Source organism: Paenibacillus doosanensis (genome assembly GCF_025060755.1).
GTDB lineage: Bacteria > Bacillota > Bacilli > Paenibacillales > NBRC-103111 > Paenibacillus_S > Paenibacillus_S doosanensis.
The window spans coordinates 1-13,649 of sequence record NZ_JANYUY010000002.1 but is presented as its reverse complement, the minus strand read 5'-3'; the positions used below and the strand labels follow the sequence as shown (position 1 = coordinate 13,649).

Sequence of the window (13,649 nt, the reverse complement as noted above, 5' to 3'; positions counted from 1 at the left end):
GGCTGGCCCCCGCACGAGCGAAGGGCTTAATTGTGCATCCGAGTTCCGCTGCAGAAAGAAGAGCCCTCTGTCCTATGCGACAGAAGGCTGGAAAGGCCTGCGGCAGCGGCGCTTGGCGATTATTCCATATCCTCGGCCGCTTCGATCTCGTCGTCGGACGCTTCCACGGTAATAATATTTCCGGTTGCGGCATCGACCTTGACTTCCATGACCTGATCCTTGTTGTCCTCGATCACGACGTTGTAAATAACCGTGCCGTCCTCGGTGTCAAGCTCGACTTCCTGCACGGTGCCCGCAACCTTTTGCTTGGCGATCGCGATGCTTTGATCCTTGGAGATTTTGGCCTGCTTTTGCAGCTCCGCCTGCTCTTCTTCATATGCGCTCAGCTCGTCCGCTTCCGGGGTTTGCTGCCAAGCCGAAGCCGCCAAACCGTTTGCCGCGGATTGGGCCGACGTTTGAATAGGGCCGATCATAACCCCTTCGACGACCAGCAGAATAAAAGCGGCTAACCATGCGAGATGTTTCATCTTGAATGCCTCCTGCTTCATGGAATTGTTTATCTTGCTAGTTTTAGCATATCCACAAAATTTGGGAGCAAACGGGGAAAACGGCAATTTGGCCAAGGAAAAAACAGGATTCCGGTTTGAGAGCTTACGTTTGCGGGGGGAAATCAGGCATTAGCGGGCAATGATGAACGGATAAGTCAAGAGCAGAGCTGTGGAAAAGCAGGAAGCCAATGAAAGCGAAACCCCTTTCTTTGTCAAGAAAGATTTCTTTAAAAAATTCTCATGGATTTCTCATAATAGCGTTTCGGGCCAAGAGCGGCAAGGTTTTGCGAGGTTTCTAGTAAATAACCCCATTTTTTGATGTGATATGGTAGTTACAGGTGATACGCCTAATAACACGATCCAGGGGGAATAAGTCATGACATCCATGAAAAAAAATCTCAGCAAATCGTTGCTGTGTATCGGCCTTAGCCTTACCATGTTCGCAACTACCGCGGCCGTACTGCCTACGCATTCCGTAGAGGCCGCATCGGCAACGGCATCATCCAAAGCGCAAAGCGTCATCTCGATCGGGAAAAAGTATTTAGGAGTTCCATACAAATATGGCGCTACGGCGGGCAGCACGAAATCGTTCGATTGCTCTTCTTTCACTCAATATGTGTACAAGAAGATCGGCATTTCGCTGCCGCGCACTTCGAAAGAACAGTCGAAAGCCGGCACCTTCGTTGCGCGTAAAAACTTGAAAGCGGGAGATCTGGTATTCTTCTACTCCCCGGTGCATCACGTGGCGATTTATATCGGCAACGGCAAAATTTTGCATACGTACGGCGAAGGCGGAGTCAAGATTTCCAATCTGAATTCGGGCTGGTGGAACAACCACTATCAAACGGCTCGCCGGGTTATCAAGTAACATTCAAAAAAAAGACGGATGCGCCGCAAGGGCAACCGTCTTTTTTGTACTTCCGGGATTAGTCGGAATGATGATTGGTAGGCATCGCTTCCGGGGAAGTCAGCTTGTCGTAAAATTCAACGTATTTATCTTTATCGCTGCTTGCGCGAAGCGCCATAGCCGCACGAGGATGCTCGTTCAACACGCCTGCGATCATGTAAGGAACGATGTAGCCCCATTCCACTTTCTCGCGCATAGGAATCATATGCTTCTCGATCAGGTCGAGAACAGGACGCACTTCATATCTAGGGTTTTTCAAATGGCTTACGAGCAGCTCAGTAGGGCAGTTGCCGGCCGCGCGGCCCATGCCGAATACGGATGCGTCGAGAAATTCGACACCTTTGCTAGCGCCCATGATCGTATTGGAGAAGGCCAACTGCATATTGTTATGCATATGCAAGCCAAGCTTCTTTTCAGGAAGCAAGCGCTGGAATTTCGCAGCCAAATAATCGATGTCGCTGTAATCCATGCTGCCGTAGGAGTCAACGATGTAGACGACGTCGACCGGAGATTTGTTGATCTCCTCGAAAGCTTCGGTCAGCTCGTTTTCCATAACATGGGACAGCGCCATAATGTTGACGCTTGTTTCGTAGCCGTAGCTATTGAACTTGCGGACAAGCTCCAGCGCTTTGTCTACATCCTTGATGTAGGTCGCTACACGGATCAGGTCAAGCTGGCTTTGCTCGCGCGGCAAAATGTCGTTCTCGTCCACACGGCCGATATCTACGAGAGCGGACAGCTTCGTGTCGGTTTTGGTATGAATGACTTCCTTCAAAAAATCTTCGTTCAAAAAACGCCACGGGCCCGCATCGGCACCCTTCAAAAGCTTGGCTGAGTTTTTATAACCGATTTCCATATATTCCACGCCGGCTTCGCTCAAGCCCGCATACATGTCTTGTACCATTTTAACGCTAAAATCCCAGTTGTTGACGAGACCTCCGTCACGAATCGTGCAATCCAAAATTTTGTGATTTGTATTTCTTGTCATAATCGTTGCTCCTTTTCCCATTGTGCGGCGTGCAGCCCGGCAAAGAAAGCGTACAGCGGGCGTTACGTTGTCCGATTGCACTTTGCAGCTTTTAAGCTTTATGGCTTTTAAGCGGTAAAGTAATTTTCACTAACCCTATCATTACACATCATTAAGTACTTTGTCAATCATCATACCAAAACAAATTCCGATTGACAAACATAATATGTTAAAATTTCGCTGCTTTCATTCCTCTGAGCTTGTTCGCCAGCATGTCAGCGTATTGCAGCAGAAAAAGGAGGATGGCGAGGGCAGCAAACAATGAGTTGATCTCGATATGAGCTTATGCTATAATGATGCTTGTTCGCAGGTCCGTAGCTCAATGGCAGAGCAACCGGCTCTTAACCGGTAGGTTGTGGGTTCGACCCCCACCGGGCCTATACTGACGAATTTGTGCAACTAACGAAGCTCCGTTCCGCTGGAACGGGGCTTTTTTAATGTTTTTTTGAAAATCCGCAATTTGTTATCATGAGTGTACATGAATTTATAAAAACGGTGATCAGGGGGAGAAGATTGCGTCATGTTAAACTATAATTTATGCTTTATTCGAAAAGAGGACCGGGTGCTGATGATCAATCGGCATCATGCTCCGCTCAAGGGGATGTGGAATGGCGTAGGGGGCAAGCTGGAACCCGGAGAGACTCCCTACGACAGTGTGATCCGAGAGGCTTGGGAGGAAACGGGCATAGGGCTGCGGTCAGCCCGGTTCGGCGGGATCGTGACTTGGGAGACCGATGGCCGGTTTGCCGGGGGAATGTATGTGTATACAGCGGACTTGCCGGAGGAATATAAGGATGCGTTTGCTTCACCGGCAGAGTCGGAAGAAGGCATTCTTGCTTGGAAGGCGGTCGATTGGGTCGTTCAGCCGGACAATCAGGGAATCGCCGGGCATGTCCGGCATTTTCTGCCTCCGATGCTGGCAGGAGCGGAGCCAAGCGAGTATCGCTGCATATTCAAGGAAGGCAAACTGCAGGCTTGCTTGACGATGCCGCTGCAGGAGGAATCTGCCCGGAATGCTGCGGCGGGGGCGAAATAACTTTTGCGCGGCCATAAGACAGATGGGCGCGTGCGGAGCCGGAGCTTCTGACAGGTTCAGTTAGCTCCGGCTTGCCGACGTGCCGCATACGGCATACTAAGGCACTTTCAGGATGGAAATCGTACCGATGATCGGCAGCGGCTTCAGCTGCCCGCCGGTAGCCTGGACGATGCCGATGACGGCGAGTACCAGCGTGGCGAGATTGGCCAGCGGCACAAGAAACAAGCCGATGAACGGAATCCATCCAAGCACGATGTTGCAGACGATGTTCAGCAGCAGGAGCACCAGCCCTTGATTGCCGTGATACATAGCGAAGCGGGATTGTCTTGCGGCCAGCAAGGGCAGAAAGAAGAGAATATATGCGGCGGCGGCGATCCATTTATTTTGTTGAATGTCGGCCGGCTCCGCCGTCAGCGCATCCTTTCCCGGAGAGAAGGAAGGGTCTTGCTCATCGTTATGATAAGACACGGGATTCACCCCTTTCTTGAAAAATAGCGGCGGTTCTTGACTTGTAACCAATTTATGCGGCGCTTGACCCGCGTATGTCTGCTTTGGCAGCGGGGGGAAGGAATAATCTGGCGTCGTCAAGGGCAATCTAGTTATAAGAAGGTTCTTGACGAAAGGAATGATATATTTTGACAGGCGTACCGATTTTTTTCGAATTCGAAAACGAACAGTCCGCTGCCCTTGCCAGAGAAACGCTGGAGGAGCTCGGTTACCGGACAGGATGGCATAACGAAATGCAGCACCCGACGCTGCACATTCATGTAGAGAGGAATGATTTGACCTCGGCGCTCGAAATCGCGCAGGCGCATGGAGGGCTGTTGAAGGATACATACGGGGCCTTAGCGGAGAGCGACGCTTATGCGGCGGCCTATAATGAAACGGATTATATCCCGATTCCCGCTCATCTGGTGAACGAAGATTTGGACGCAAAGGATGAAATCGGTATGTCCCAAAGTCTGGGAGCGGGCGAATCGGACTCCGGCAACGGAGCCGAGGTGTTCGATCCTTCCGACGACGATTATAACTATTTTGATGCCGGCGTCAGGCTGTGAAGACGTCCCGTAGCCAGGCAGACCAGGAAGCAGCGGTGTTCCGTAGCATGCGGGCCGCTGTTTCTTTTTTCTGCGCTTTGATTCCCCCGGTGAAAAAGATTTGCCCCGGAAAACAAAGTTGCAGCTCCCCTATTTTTCGTTGCCGGGAAAAAACTGTTTCTCTAGACCCACACAAGTTTCGTTTGTTATGATGAGGTTCGGTTTAAAATCAAGCATGTATGGTAGCATGGAGTTGGGGGAGAGCTAGGGTGGACACGTACGATAATTTAAAACAGGGCGAAAGAGGCGCATGGGTCAGCATTGCCGCTTACGTGATTTTATCTGTTTTCAAAATCGGCATGGGATATATCACCTCTTCGGAGGCGTTGACGGCGGACGGAATCAACAATACGACCGATATTATCGTATCGCTTGCCGTATTGATAGGGCTCCGAATTTCGCGCAAGCCGCCCGATCAGGACCACCCGTACGGTCATATGCGAGCGGAAACGATCGCATCCATGGTCGCTTCTTTCATTATGTTCGCGGCGGGTCTTCAGGTGCTCGTGCAAGCGGGGAAAGGTTTGCTTCATGACGACGGGCAGGCGCCGGATATGCTGGCCGCTTGGGTCGCTCTAATCTGCGCCGCCTGCATGTGGGGCGTGTACTTATACAACAGCCGGCTGGCTCGCAAAATTAATAACCAATCGCTGATGGCCGCCGCCTACGATAATCGTTCGGACGCCTTGGTGAGTATTGGCGCGGCAATCGGCATCATCGGATCGCGCCTCGGGTTTCCGATTCTGGACGCGGTTGCCGCGTTCGCCGTAGGCATCGTTATTTGCAAGACGGCATGGGATATTTTTGCCGAAGCGACTCATGCGCTCACCGACGGTTTCGATGAGGAGAAGCTGATGGTATTCCGGCAGACGGTGGGAGACACTCCGGGCGTCAAGCGGATTAAAGATATTCGCGCCCGCATTCACGGCAGCAGCGTGCTGTTGGATGTCGTCGTGGAAGTCAGCGCGGAGCTCAGCGTTGAGCAGAGCCATCATATTAGCGACGAAATCGAAAGACGTATGCATACCAAACATCACATCGATAATGTGCATGTTCATGTGGAGCCGTATGCCGTTAATCGTTAAAAGAGATATCGGGTCGGGACGGCTTGCGCCGTACGGCGATTCGAAGGACCAAGCTGCAGGCTTCGCGAAGAAGCTTGCGGCTTTCTTTTGTTTGCAAAATAAGAACAATAGAGCAAAAAAAGATAACCTCCCGAAGCGGCTTCTGCATAAAAGTCCTCTTGAAGGAAAGAACCAAACGTAGTATCAATAAAGCAGGGACGAATAACGACGAAGACGAATGGGGCCGATGAACGGTGAAAAGAATGATTTATCGCGCGCAAATGAGAGAAGGACAGGAAGAAGCGGCGCTGCGGCAGCTGGCGGGCTCTCCGGTTGCGCGCCGATGGGTGGATGAGGGCGGTATCATGACGATTGCGGGCTTCCGCTGGCAGCAGCATGTGTTTGCCTACTATGAATGCATAGATCGGGATATTCATCCGGACGAGCTGTTCGAAACGGCTGCGCCTATGCTTGAAGATTGGCCAGGCCAGGCCGCCGTGCGGCAGTGGATTCCGATGATCGACGTGTTTCATTTCAACGAGCCGGCGAGTTATGAGCACTGGATTCGCAAGCAGCCCGTCGAGCGCAGGGCGGGGCGCGTAGCTCATCTGAAACCCGAGATGATGGCCAGCTACATCTATTATCATTATCAGCTGCAGGAGGAACGGGCTTTTCTCGGGGATAAGTACGAGATTATTGCGATGCACGAAAACCTGCTGTTCGGCTATCAGGAGTTTCCGAAGGTTGTCGAAGAGCCGGTGCTTCCGCGGAAACTGGCGACTAACGGCACGCCGGAAAACTGGAACGATTCGCGAATGGATCTGCACTTCCAGGCATGGGAGGACGGGCATCTGTATTTCAAGCATATAGAGCCGATTTTTGCGATGTACTGCGGGGATGAACATAATGAGCGCATATAAAGGAGATAGAATCGATATGAGAGTGAACGTACGCGATTACGGAGCAGTAGGAGACGGGAGAGTAAAAGACACGGCCGCCATTCAAGCGGCGATCGACGATTGCCATCGTCAAGGAGGAGGCACCGTCGTCGTGCCGCAGGGACAATACTTGTCCGGCACGCTGCTGATCCAATCGAATGTGAACCTGCATCTCGAGGCGGCTGCGCGGATCGTCAGCAGCATGGAAGAACAAGACTTCGCAGCCCCGCAGTCGTCGGGAAGTGAGCAGCTGTTTTACAGCGAAGGCCAAGGGAAGAATGCGCTGATTTGCGCCCGGCATGCCGAACGGGTGTCGATTACCGGGCCGGGAACAATCGACGGCAGAGGGGAACATTTTCTCGAACCGGAGGATGGCGTAAGCGACTATGTGCTGCTGCCGCTCGGCGGCTTCCGTCCGAAGCTGATCGACTTCGAGGGCTGCACGGACGTGCTGTTCCGCGATGTGACGCTATACCGGGCTTCGTCTTGGGGGCTTCATATGACGGGTTGCAGCCGCGTCAACATTCACGGAATCAAAATATTGGGGCAGCAGCGCGGGCCGAACAACGACGGGATCGATCCGGATTGCTGCAAGGACGTCCATATTTCGGATTGCCACATTGAAACCGGCGATGACTGCATCGTGGTCAAAACGACGAAAACCGGCGCCGAGCGCTACGGCTCCTGCGAAAATATTACCGTAACGAACTGCACGCTGGTGACGCATGACTCGGCGGTGAAGATCGGAACGGAAACGCACGCGGACATCCGCAATATCGTCGTATCCAACTGCGTCATCCGCAACTCCAACCGCGGTCTCGGCCTGTGGGTGCGGGACGGCGCCACGGTTGAAAATATTTTGTTCTCGAATATTATTATCGAGACGCGGCTGTTCAGCGATGCCGAGGAGACGAGCAGAGAGCTGCGCTGGTGGGGGAAAGGCGAGCCGATCTTCATTACGGCGGAGCGGCGCAAAGATTCGGCGCAGGCTCCCGGCATCATCCGCAACATCCGCTTCGATCATATTTCGGTGGAGGCTGAAGGCGGGGTTTACTTGGAAGGCTCCGAGGACAGCGTGATCGAAAATATTTCCGTCCGCGGCCTGAAGCTCGCCATGCGGGTCAAAAGCGGCTATCCCGGCGGACTGTTCGATACGCAGCCGTCTGCTCGAGGCGTGTTCCCGCATCATGTCCCGGCGGTATTTTGCCGTCATGCCAAAAACGTGTCGCTGGACGATGTGGAGGTCGTATGGCAGGGAGAACCGAATACGAACTGGTCCAATGCTATGTACGGCGAGCATATCGAGCGGCTGTCGCTGCGCGGCTTCCGCGGCCGTGCCGCCAAGGAAGGGGAGAATGCCGTCGCGCTGAAGAGCGTGTCCGGCATATCCGTAGAAGGCTGCAAAGCCGAGCGCGGCACGGAGGCGTTCCTCTCGCTGGAGAACGTTGACGCCGAGGAATTATTCGTGGCAGGCAACGACTTCGCGCAGGCGAAGACCGCGGTTCGCTTCGCCGACGGGACGAGCCCGGAATATTTTGCAGCGGCGAATCGGATGCCGAAGCAGGGATAATATAAACATAAGAAAGCCTTGATATTCTACGGATGTAGAGGATCAAGGCCTTTCTCTATTAAACAATGCCGACGGCAGTATTATCGTTTTGCGGCTCAAGGCGCGGGTCGCCAGTGCTTCTTCGACCGCTTTTATACGGTTTCCGCCGCGCTTTTCCCGGCCGTATAGCCGGTCGTAAACGCTGCGGTAATATTGTAGCCGCCGGTGTAGCCGTGAATGTCGAGAATTTCGCCGCAGAAGAATAAGCCTGGCATCCGCTTCGACTGCATTGTCTTCGGGTCGATTTGTTTCAGGTGGATGCCGCCGCCGGTGACAAAAGCTTCTTCTATCGAAAGCGTGCCGTTCACATCTACCGGGAACGCCTTCAGCAGCTTGGCCAGCTCCATCCACGGCTGCTTCGGAATATTATCGTACGTAATCTCGCCGGAGAGTCCGGCTTTGTCCAGTACGAGTGGGAGCAGCCGTTCGGAAATTGCGCTCTTCAGCACGTTCTTGATTTGCTTCTTCGGATCGGCCTTGGCTAAGGACAGCGTGTAGTTATACACTTCATCGACACTCCGTTCGGGGAACAGGTCGATCGTCATCCGAATCCGGGATACGCCGGACTGCTTAAGAGCCTTCACGACAAACTGGCTGCAGCGCAGCGCCGCGGGACCGGATATGCCGAAATGGGTGAAGATCATGTCGCCCTCATGCTCGATCAGCTTCTTGCCCTTCGGATTCCATACCGACAGAGTAATATCGCGCAGCGACAGCCCTTGCAGCTCCTTGCTGCGGATGAACGGCTCCCCGGAGGTTATAGGCACTTCCGTCGGGTACAGCTCCGTGATCGTATGCCCCGCTTCCTCGGCCCAAGCGTAGCCGTCGCCTGTAGAGCCGGTATGCGGCACCGACTTGCCGCCGGCGGCGATAATGACGCCCGCGGCTTCGATCCGCTTGCCGCCCTGCAGTTCCACGCCTGCGACTCTCTCCGAACGATACAGCACGCGGCGGACAGGGCTGTTGACGCGGATGTCGACGCCGAGTTCGCGCACCTTGCCGACCAGCGCGTCGACTACCGTCTTTGCTTTGTCCGATACGGGGAACATCCGCCCCCGGTCTTCTTCTTTCAGCCGTATGCCCAAGCCTTCGAAGAACGCGACAATATCTTTATTGCTGAATTGCGCCAAGGCGCTGTGCAGAAATCGCCCGTTGCCGGGAATATGCCGGATCAGCTCGTCCAGCTCTTTCGCATTGGTAACGTTGCAGCGTCCACCCCCGGAAATGCCGAGCTTGCGCCCGAGCTTGTCTCCTTTGTCGACGAGCAGCACTTTGGCTCCATGGGAAGCCGCCGCTATACAGGCCATAAGGCCGGAAGGACCGCCTCCGATGACAATGACATCGTATGACATAAATGTAGAAGCTCCTCAAGGTATAAATAGATACGATAATTGTACGCTTTTTCTTCCTTAATGCAAACCGAGCGGTTCTTACACATTAAGCCGTGCCAATTTTTGAAGCTTTGAGTGATTTTCCTTAGGCTACGCATAATAACGGTGAAGGGAGTGGCAAACGAATATGGCTAACACGCAAAATTCCAAGGAACAAGAAAAACAGGCTCTTCAAAATAAACAAACATCCGCAGGAAAAGCTGTGCACGATAAAAAGCTGGACGGCCCGAACCGTCCTTCCGTATAGAACGGGCTGCGGCATCACACGAATAGGCAGGCGGAAGAAGGTTATCTGCGGCGGAAGCCTCGAGCGCTCAAGCCGCAGGAGCGGATAACGCATGAAGGAGGGAGACATATGGAGCGTAAGGAAAGCGGCGGTCAATCGCTGCGTCAGACTTCTAAGCAGGCCAAGGAGCAGAGCGAGCTCGATCCGTTTGAAATTAACTTTCTGCCTCAATTTTTGGAGGGGAGAGGGCCTCGAGAACCGTTCGTGAACTCCCATGGCGTCGTGATCGGCGATCATGAGTACGAATCGGAGCAGTCTCCGTTGGAAAATTGGTCCGAAGACGTTGATCCGGCGGTGATGTCGGGAGACGAATGGGTGCATCCGTTCAAAGACGTAGGTTTTCATTCTCCCGAAAATAAGGATTACTTCGAGAAGGGCATCGTCCCTCAAACCGGCGGCTTTATGCACGCGGACAAAAACGTCGCTTATCAGGCGTACAGCGATAATGAAGGCGAGGAACCGGCGAACGAGCGCGGCACGGAGAACGGTTTTTCCGGCAGTAAATAGCCGCATCGGCAATGCTTAGGCTGTCTCATGGCTCTGACGCGTGAGACGGCCTATTTGGCGCGGGGAGTAAACAGATGCTTTGCTTTCCTTGACGGCCGATGTATAATAAGACAAACGAAAGTTTGTAAATCCTTATGTAGGTAAAAGGAGTGAATTGTACATGTCCATGTCATTTGAGTCATACATGAGAGATATGGTTCAACCGATGAGAGATGATTTGACCCGCATCGGGATTACGGAGCTGCGTACGCCGGAAGAGGTCGTCGAGAAGCTGGAAAGCGCTAAAGGCACCGCGCTGCTCGTTATTAACTCCGTGTGCGGCTGTGCCGCCGGACAATGCCGTCCGGGCGTGGCCAAAGCGCTTCAGCACGAAGTAAAGCCGGACCATCTGTTCACCGTCTTCGCAGGCCAAGATAAGGAAGCGACGGCCAAAGCCCGCGAGTACTTGGCGCCGTATCCGCCTTCTTCGCCTTCCATCGCATTGTTCAAAGACGGCGAGCTCGTCCATTTCATTCAACGCCATCAGATCGAAGATCGCTCGGCGGAAATGATCGCAGGCGACCTGGTCGGCGCTTTCGAAGAGTTCTGCAAGTAATATTATGTACATTAAAGCTCCTGACGGCATCTATGCGCCGATCGGGAGTTTTCTATAGTCAAAAGAGAGTAGAAGAGGTGTATGTAGACGATGAGCCTGCAACAGGATATTATCGCCAAGCTCGGCGTGAAGCCGGAAATTCATGTGGATGAAGAAATTCGCAAGCGGGTCGATTTTCTGAAGCAATACGTACTGGGCGCGGGAGCGAGAGGACTTTTGATCGCGATCAGCGGAGGCATCGACAGCGCGGTCGTCACCGGTCTATGCGTCCGTGCGACGGATGAATTGACTCAGGAAACTGGCAAAGAGTACAAGACGGTAGGCGTATTTCAGCCTTACGGCGAGCAGAGCGATATTTCCGACAGCTATGCCGTAGCCGAAGCGTTCCAGCTTAAATACCGGATTGAAACGAACATCGAGGAAGCGGTCAACGAGATCGCGCTGGAGGCCGAGCACGGATTGAAATCGATCGGCGAGCATCGTCATTTGAGCCGCGGCGGCAAAGGCAATGTGAAAGCCAGAACGCGCATGGTCATGCAGTATGCGCTCGCGTTCGAGCTGAACCTGCTTGTTGTCGGCACCGACCACGCCTCGGAGGCGATAACCGGCTTCTACACGAAGTACGGTGACGGAGCCGTCGATATTACGCCGATGAGCTCGCTCAACAAGCGTCAAGTAAGACAGCTTGCCGCCAAGCTGGGCGTTCCGCAAAGCGTGCTCGATAAGGCTCCTACCGCTGGCTTGTGGGAAGGGCAGACCGACGAGAACGAGCTCGGCATTACTTACGAAGCGAACAGCGCTTACCTGGAAGGCAAGGAAATCGATCCGGCCGCCAAGGAAAAGCTCGAGAAGCAGTATTTGAAGACGGAGCACAAGCGCGCGCCGATCCCCGGCATTTAAATTTACGTTTTGAAGAAAAGGACGTTTCTCATGATCATCGGAATCGGAACGGATCTCCTGGACATTGGCCGGGTAAAAAACATAGTGGACGGCTCTTCCGGACAACGGTTTATCGAACGCGTGCTGACGCCGGCGGAACGGGATTTGGCCGATGCCCGCAAAGGGCGCCTCGCCGAATTCGTCGCCGGCCGGTTCGCGGCCAAGGAGGCCGTCAGCAAGGCGCTCGGCTGCGGCATTGGCAAGCTGGTATCGCTGCAGGACATAGAGGTGCTGCCTGACGATGCCGGCAAGCCGCTGTGCCGTCTGTCGGAGGAAGCTTGGCTCCGGCTCGGCATGGAAGCGGGAGCTGCGGTCATTCATCTCAGCATTACTCATACGGACACGGCGGCTATGGCTTATGCGATCGCCGAACGAAGAGCCGAACCAAGCAATAAGTAGGGAACTAGCACATAGGGGGAACTTTGCGATGGAACAGCGGTACGTGAAAGAATCGAGAACTTATAAAACGTCGAGAGTGTTCCCGACAGATGTGAACAATCACAATACGTTATTCGGCGGCAAATTAATGGCTTATATCGATGATATCGCTTCCATCTCGGCCTCCAAGCACTGCCGCAGATCCGTCGTCACGGCGTCCACGGACTCTGTCGACTTTCTGTCGCCGATCCGTCCCACCGATTCCGTCTGCTTGGAATCGTTCGTGACATGGACGGGCAAAAGCTCCATGGAAGTGTTCGTGAAGGTGATTACCGAAGACTTGAAGAGCGGGGAGAGAACGATTGCGGCGACTTCGTTTCTGACGTTCGTAGCCTTGGACGAGAATAAGCGCCCTGTTACGGTACCGAGAGTTGTTCCCGAGACCGAAGAGGAGCGCAGGTTGAACGAAACGGCCACTCGCCGCGCGGAAATGCGGAGAAACCGCAGGGAAGAGAGCCTGCAATTTTCCGGCCATTTGACGACGAAGTTTCCTTGGGAGTAGAACACAGCGTGCAACCGATAACGATAAAGGCGGGGATAAGAGATGAAGCAGCGTCCTGACAGCAGGGAGTACGCACCTTATTACGACACCTATATCCGTTTGGTGCCGGAGGGCGGCTTGAGCGATATTTTGAAGGAGCAACTGCAGACGACATTGGCGCTGCTGCAGCCGCTCACGGAGGAGCAGGCAGGCTATCGGTACGAATCGGACAAATGGAGCATTAAGGAAGTCATCGGCCACATCTCCGATAACGAGCGCATTATGGCTTACCGCCTGCTCCGCATTGCCCGGGGAGACACGGGAACTTTGGCTGGGTACGACCAGGAACCGTTCGTTCGCGAATCGTTCTTCGACCGGCGTTCTTTGACCGATCTTCTGGAAGATCTGACGGCGGTTCGCCAAGCGACGTTAACGCTGCTTCGCGGTTTGACCGAGGAAGCCTGGTCGCGGCAAGGCGTGGCCAATAACAGCGTGCTGTCCGTGCGGGCGCTGGCTTGTATTATTGCCGGTCATGAGCTGCATCATCGCAGCGTGCTTCAGGAACGATACGGCCTTGGGTAAAAGATGCAGGAGCCGTCAGGACGGCAAGAAAAAAAGGAATCTTCATGCGGTAGGCTAAAACCGCGGAAGATTCCTTTTTGTCTAAGAAAACCCCCAGTTCGACTGGGGGTTCAGGAAAGCTTATAGCTATGAGTAAAAATCCCTTGACCTTTATGATAAGATGATAGCCGGTCTGCCAACCGCAACATCAAATCAAGGAGGACA

The 13,649-nt window shown here is 53.6% G+C and carries 16 protein-coding genes and 1 tRNA gene; 13 read left to right on the top strand and 4 right to left on the bottom strand.

The features are described 5' to 3' along the window. Positions 1 to 119: 119 nt before the first annotated feature. The gene (locus N0M98_RS02655) at positions 120 to 527 is read right to left on the bottom strand and encodes a PepSY domain-containing protein (protein WP_249866031.1); all 408 of its coding nucleotides are present in this window, start codon (positions 525 to 527) and stop codon (positions 120 to 122) included. Positions 528 to 984: 457 nt separating this feature from the next. Between N0M98_RS02655 and N0M98_RS02650 the strand changes: the two genes are divergently transcribed. Beyond that, a complete protein-coding gene (locus N0M98_RS02650) occupies positions 985 to 1,416 on the top strand; it encodes a C40 family peptidase (protein ID WP_249866325.1) in 432 nt (143 codons plus the stop codon). A gap of 58 nt (positions 1,417 to 1,474) precedes the next feature. Here the strand turns inward: N0M98_RS02650 and N0M98_RS02645 are convergent, their stop codons facing one another. After that, the gene (locus N0M98_RS02645; protein ID WP_249866030.1) at positions 1,475 to 2,443 is read right to left on the bottom strand and encodes an aldolase catalytic domain-containing protein; all 969 of its coding nucleotides are present in this window, start codon (positions 2,441 to 2,443) and stop codon (positions 1,475 to 1,477) included. A gap of 347 nt (positions 2,444 to 2,790) precedes the next feature. On the opposite strand from N0M98_RS02645, the gene N0M98_RS02640 reads away from it, so the two are divergent. Then, positions 2,791 to 2,862 (top strand) — tRNA-Lys (locus N0M98_RS02640). Positions 2,863 to 3,002: 140 nt separating this feature from the next. After that, positions 3,003 to 3,518: an NUDIX hydrolase gene (locus tag N0M98_RS02635; RefSeq protein WP_249866029.1), complete on the top strand. Its 516-nt coding sequence runs from the start codon at positions 3,003 to 3,005 to the stop codon at positions 3,516 to 3,518. Between the two features lie 96 nt (positions 3,519 to 3,614). Here N0M98_RS02635 and N0M98_RS02630 read toward each other — a convergent pair whose 3' ends face one another. Then, positions 3,615 to 3,986, bottom strand: a complete 372-nt coding sequence (locus N0M98_RS02630; protein WP_375295437.1) for a DUF4870 domain-containing protein — start codon at positions 3,984 to 3,986, stop codon at positions 3,615 to 3,617. A 167-nt stretch (positions 3,987 to 4,153) separates the two neighbouring features. On the opposite strand from N0M98_RS02630, the gene N0M98_RS02625 reads away from it, so the two are divergent. The 4 genes from N0M98_RS02625 (at position 4,154) to N0M98_RS02610 (ending at position 8,187) form a co-directional block, all read left to right on the top strand. Next, a complete protein-coding gene (locus N0M98_RS02625; protein ID WP_249866028.1) occupies positions 4,154 to 4,576 on the top strand; it encodes a hypothetical protein in 423 nt (140 codons plus the stop codon). Between the two features lie 248 nt (positions 4,577 to 4,824). Continuing rightward, complete coding sequence (locus tag N0M98_RS02620; protein WP_259616875.1) at positions 4,825 to 5,700, top strand: cation diffusion facilitator family transporter; 876 nt, start codon at positions 4,825 to 4,827, stop codon at positions 5,698 to 5,700. Positions 5,701 to 5,942: 242 nt separating this feature from the next. Beyond that, positions 5,943 to 6,599, top strand: a complete 657-nt coding sequence (locus N0M98_RS02615; RefSeq protein WP_259616994.1) for a hypothetical protein — start codon at positions 5,943 to 5,945, stop codon at positions 6,597 to 6,599. Between the two features lie 16 nt (positions 6,600 to 6,615). Beyond that, entirely contained in the window at positions 6,616 to 8,187 is a 1,572-nt protein-coding gene (locus N0M98_RS02610) for a glycoside hydrolase family 28 protein (protein ID WP_249866026.1), read from the top strand. A 131-nt stretch (positions 8,188 to 8,318) separates the two neighbouring features. On the opposite strand, the gene N0M98_RS02605 is transcribed toward N0M98_RS02610, so the two are convergent. Next, positions 8,319 to 9,578 (bottom strand): BaiN/RdsA family NAD(P)/FAD-dependent oxidoreductase, encoded by a 1,260-nt coding sequence (locus N0M98_RS02605; protein ID WP_249866025.1) that lies wholly within the window; start codon positions 9,576 to 9,578, stop codon positions 8,319 to 8,321. A 394-nt stretch (positions 9,579 to 9,972) separates the two neighbouring features. On the opposite strand from N0M98_RS02605, the gene N0M98_RS02600 reads away from it, so the two are divergent. The 6 genes from N0M98_RS02600 to N0M98_RS02575 all read left to right on the top strand — a co-directional run bounded on the left by N0M98_RS02600 (position 9,973) and on the right by N0M98_RS02575 (position 13,445). Then, positions 9,973 to 10,410: a DUF3905 domain-containing protein gene (locus N0M98_RS02600; protein WP_249866024.1), complete on the top strand. Its 438-nt coding sequence runs from the start codon at positions 9,973 to 9,975 to the stop codon at positions 10,408 to 10,410. Between the two features lie 160 nt (positions 10,411 to 10,570). After that, entirely contained in the window at positions 10,571 to 11,005 is a 435-nt protein-coding gene (locus N0M98_RS02595; RefSeq protein ID WP_249866023.1) for a BrxA/BrxB family bacilliredoxin, read from the top strand. A gap of 90 nt (positions 11,006 to 11,095) precedes the next feature. Further along, entirely contained in the window at positions 11,096 to 11,905 is an 810-nt protein-coding gene (gene nadE, locus N0M98_RS02590) for an NAD(+) synthase (RefSeq protein ID WP_249866022.1), read from the top strand. 30 nt (positions 11,906 to 11,935) lie between these two features. Beyond that, complete coding sequence (gene acpS / locus N0M98_RS02585) at positions 11,936 to 12,343, top strand: holo-ACP synthase (protein ID WP_249866021.1); 408 nt, start codon at positions 11,936 to 11,938, stop codon at positions 12,341 to 12,343. Between the two features lie 28 nt (positions 12,344 to 12,371). After that, positions 12,372 to 12,884 carry an acyl-CoA thioesterase gene (locus N0M98_RS02580; protein WP_249866020.1) on the top strand — a complete coding sequence of 171 codons (513 nt, stop codon included), beginning with the start codon at positions 12,372 to 12,374 and terminating at the stop codon, positions 12,882 to 12,884. A gap of 42 nt (positions 12,885 to 12,926) precedes the next feature. Next, a complete protein-coding gene (locus N0M98_RS02575) occupies positions 12,927 to 13,445 on the top strand; it encodes a DinB family protein (protein WP_249866019.1) in 519 nt (172 codons plus the stop codon). Positions 13,446 to 13,649 lie beyond the last annotated feature (204 nt).

Excerpts from the sequence above, each read along its gene's own strand:
- N0M98_RS02655 (WP_249866031.1), bottom strand. The coding sequence starts at position 527 with ATGAAACATCTCGCATGGTTAGCCGCTTTTATTCTGCTGGTCGTCGAA.
- N0M98_RS02650 (WP_249866325.1), top strand. The coding sequence starts at position 985 with ATGTTCGCAACTACCGCGGCCGTACTGCCTACGCATTCCGTAGAGGCC.
- N0M98_RS02645 (WP_249866030.1), bottom strand. The coding sequence starts at position 2,443 with ATGACAAGAAATACAAATCACAAAATTTTGGATTGCACGATTCGTGAC.
- N0M98_RS02635 (WP_249866029.1), top strand. The coding sequence starts at position 3,003 with ATGTTAAACTATAATTTATGCTTTATTCGAAAAGAGGACCGGGTGCTG.
- N0M98_RS02615 (WP_259616994.1), top strand. The coding sequence starts at position 5,943 with ATGATTTATCGCGCGCAAATGAGAGAAGGACAGGAAGAAGCGGCGCTG.
- N0M98_RS02610 (WP_249866026.1), top strand. The coding sequence starts at position 6,616 with ATGAGAGTGAACGTACGCGATTACGGAGCAGTAGGAGACGGGAGAGTA.
- N0M98_RS02605 (WP_249866025.1), bottom strand. The coding sequence starts at position 9,578 with ATGTCATACGATGTCATTGTCATCGGAGGCGGTCCTTCCGGCCTTATG.
- N0M98_RS02600 (WP_249866024.1), top strand. The coding sequence starts at position 9,973 with ATGGAGCGTAAGGAAAGCGGCGGTCAATCGCTGCGTCAGACTTCTAAG.
- N0M98_RS02595 (WP_249866023.1), top strand. The coding sequence starts at position 10,571 with ATGTCCATGTCATTTGAGTCATACATGAGAGATATGGTTCAACCGATG.
- nadE (WP_249866022.1), top strand. The coding sequence starts at position 11,096 with ATGAGCCTGCAACAGGATATTATCGCCAAGCTCGGCGTGAAGCCGGAA.
- acpS (WP_249866021.1), top strand. The coding sequence starts at position 11,936 with ATGATCATCGGAATCGGAACGGATCTCCTGGACATTGGCCGGGTAAAA.
- N0M98_RS02580 (WP_249866020.1), top strand. The coding sequence starts at position 12,372 with ATGGAACAGCGGTACGTGAAAGAATCGAGAACTTATAAAACGTCGAGA.
- N0M98_RS02575 (WP_249866019.1), top strand. The coding sequence starts at position 12,927 with ATGAAGCAGCGTCCTGACAGCAGGGAGTACGCACCTTATTACGACACC.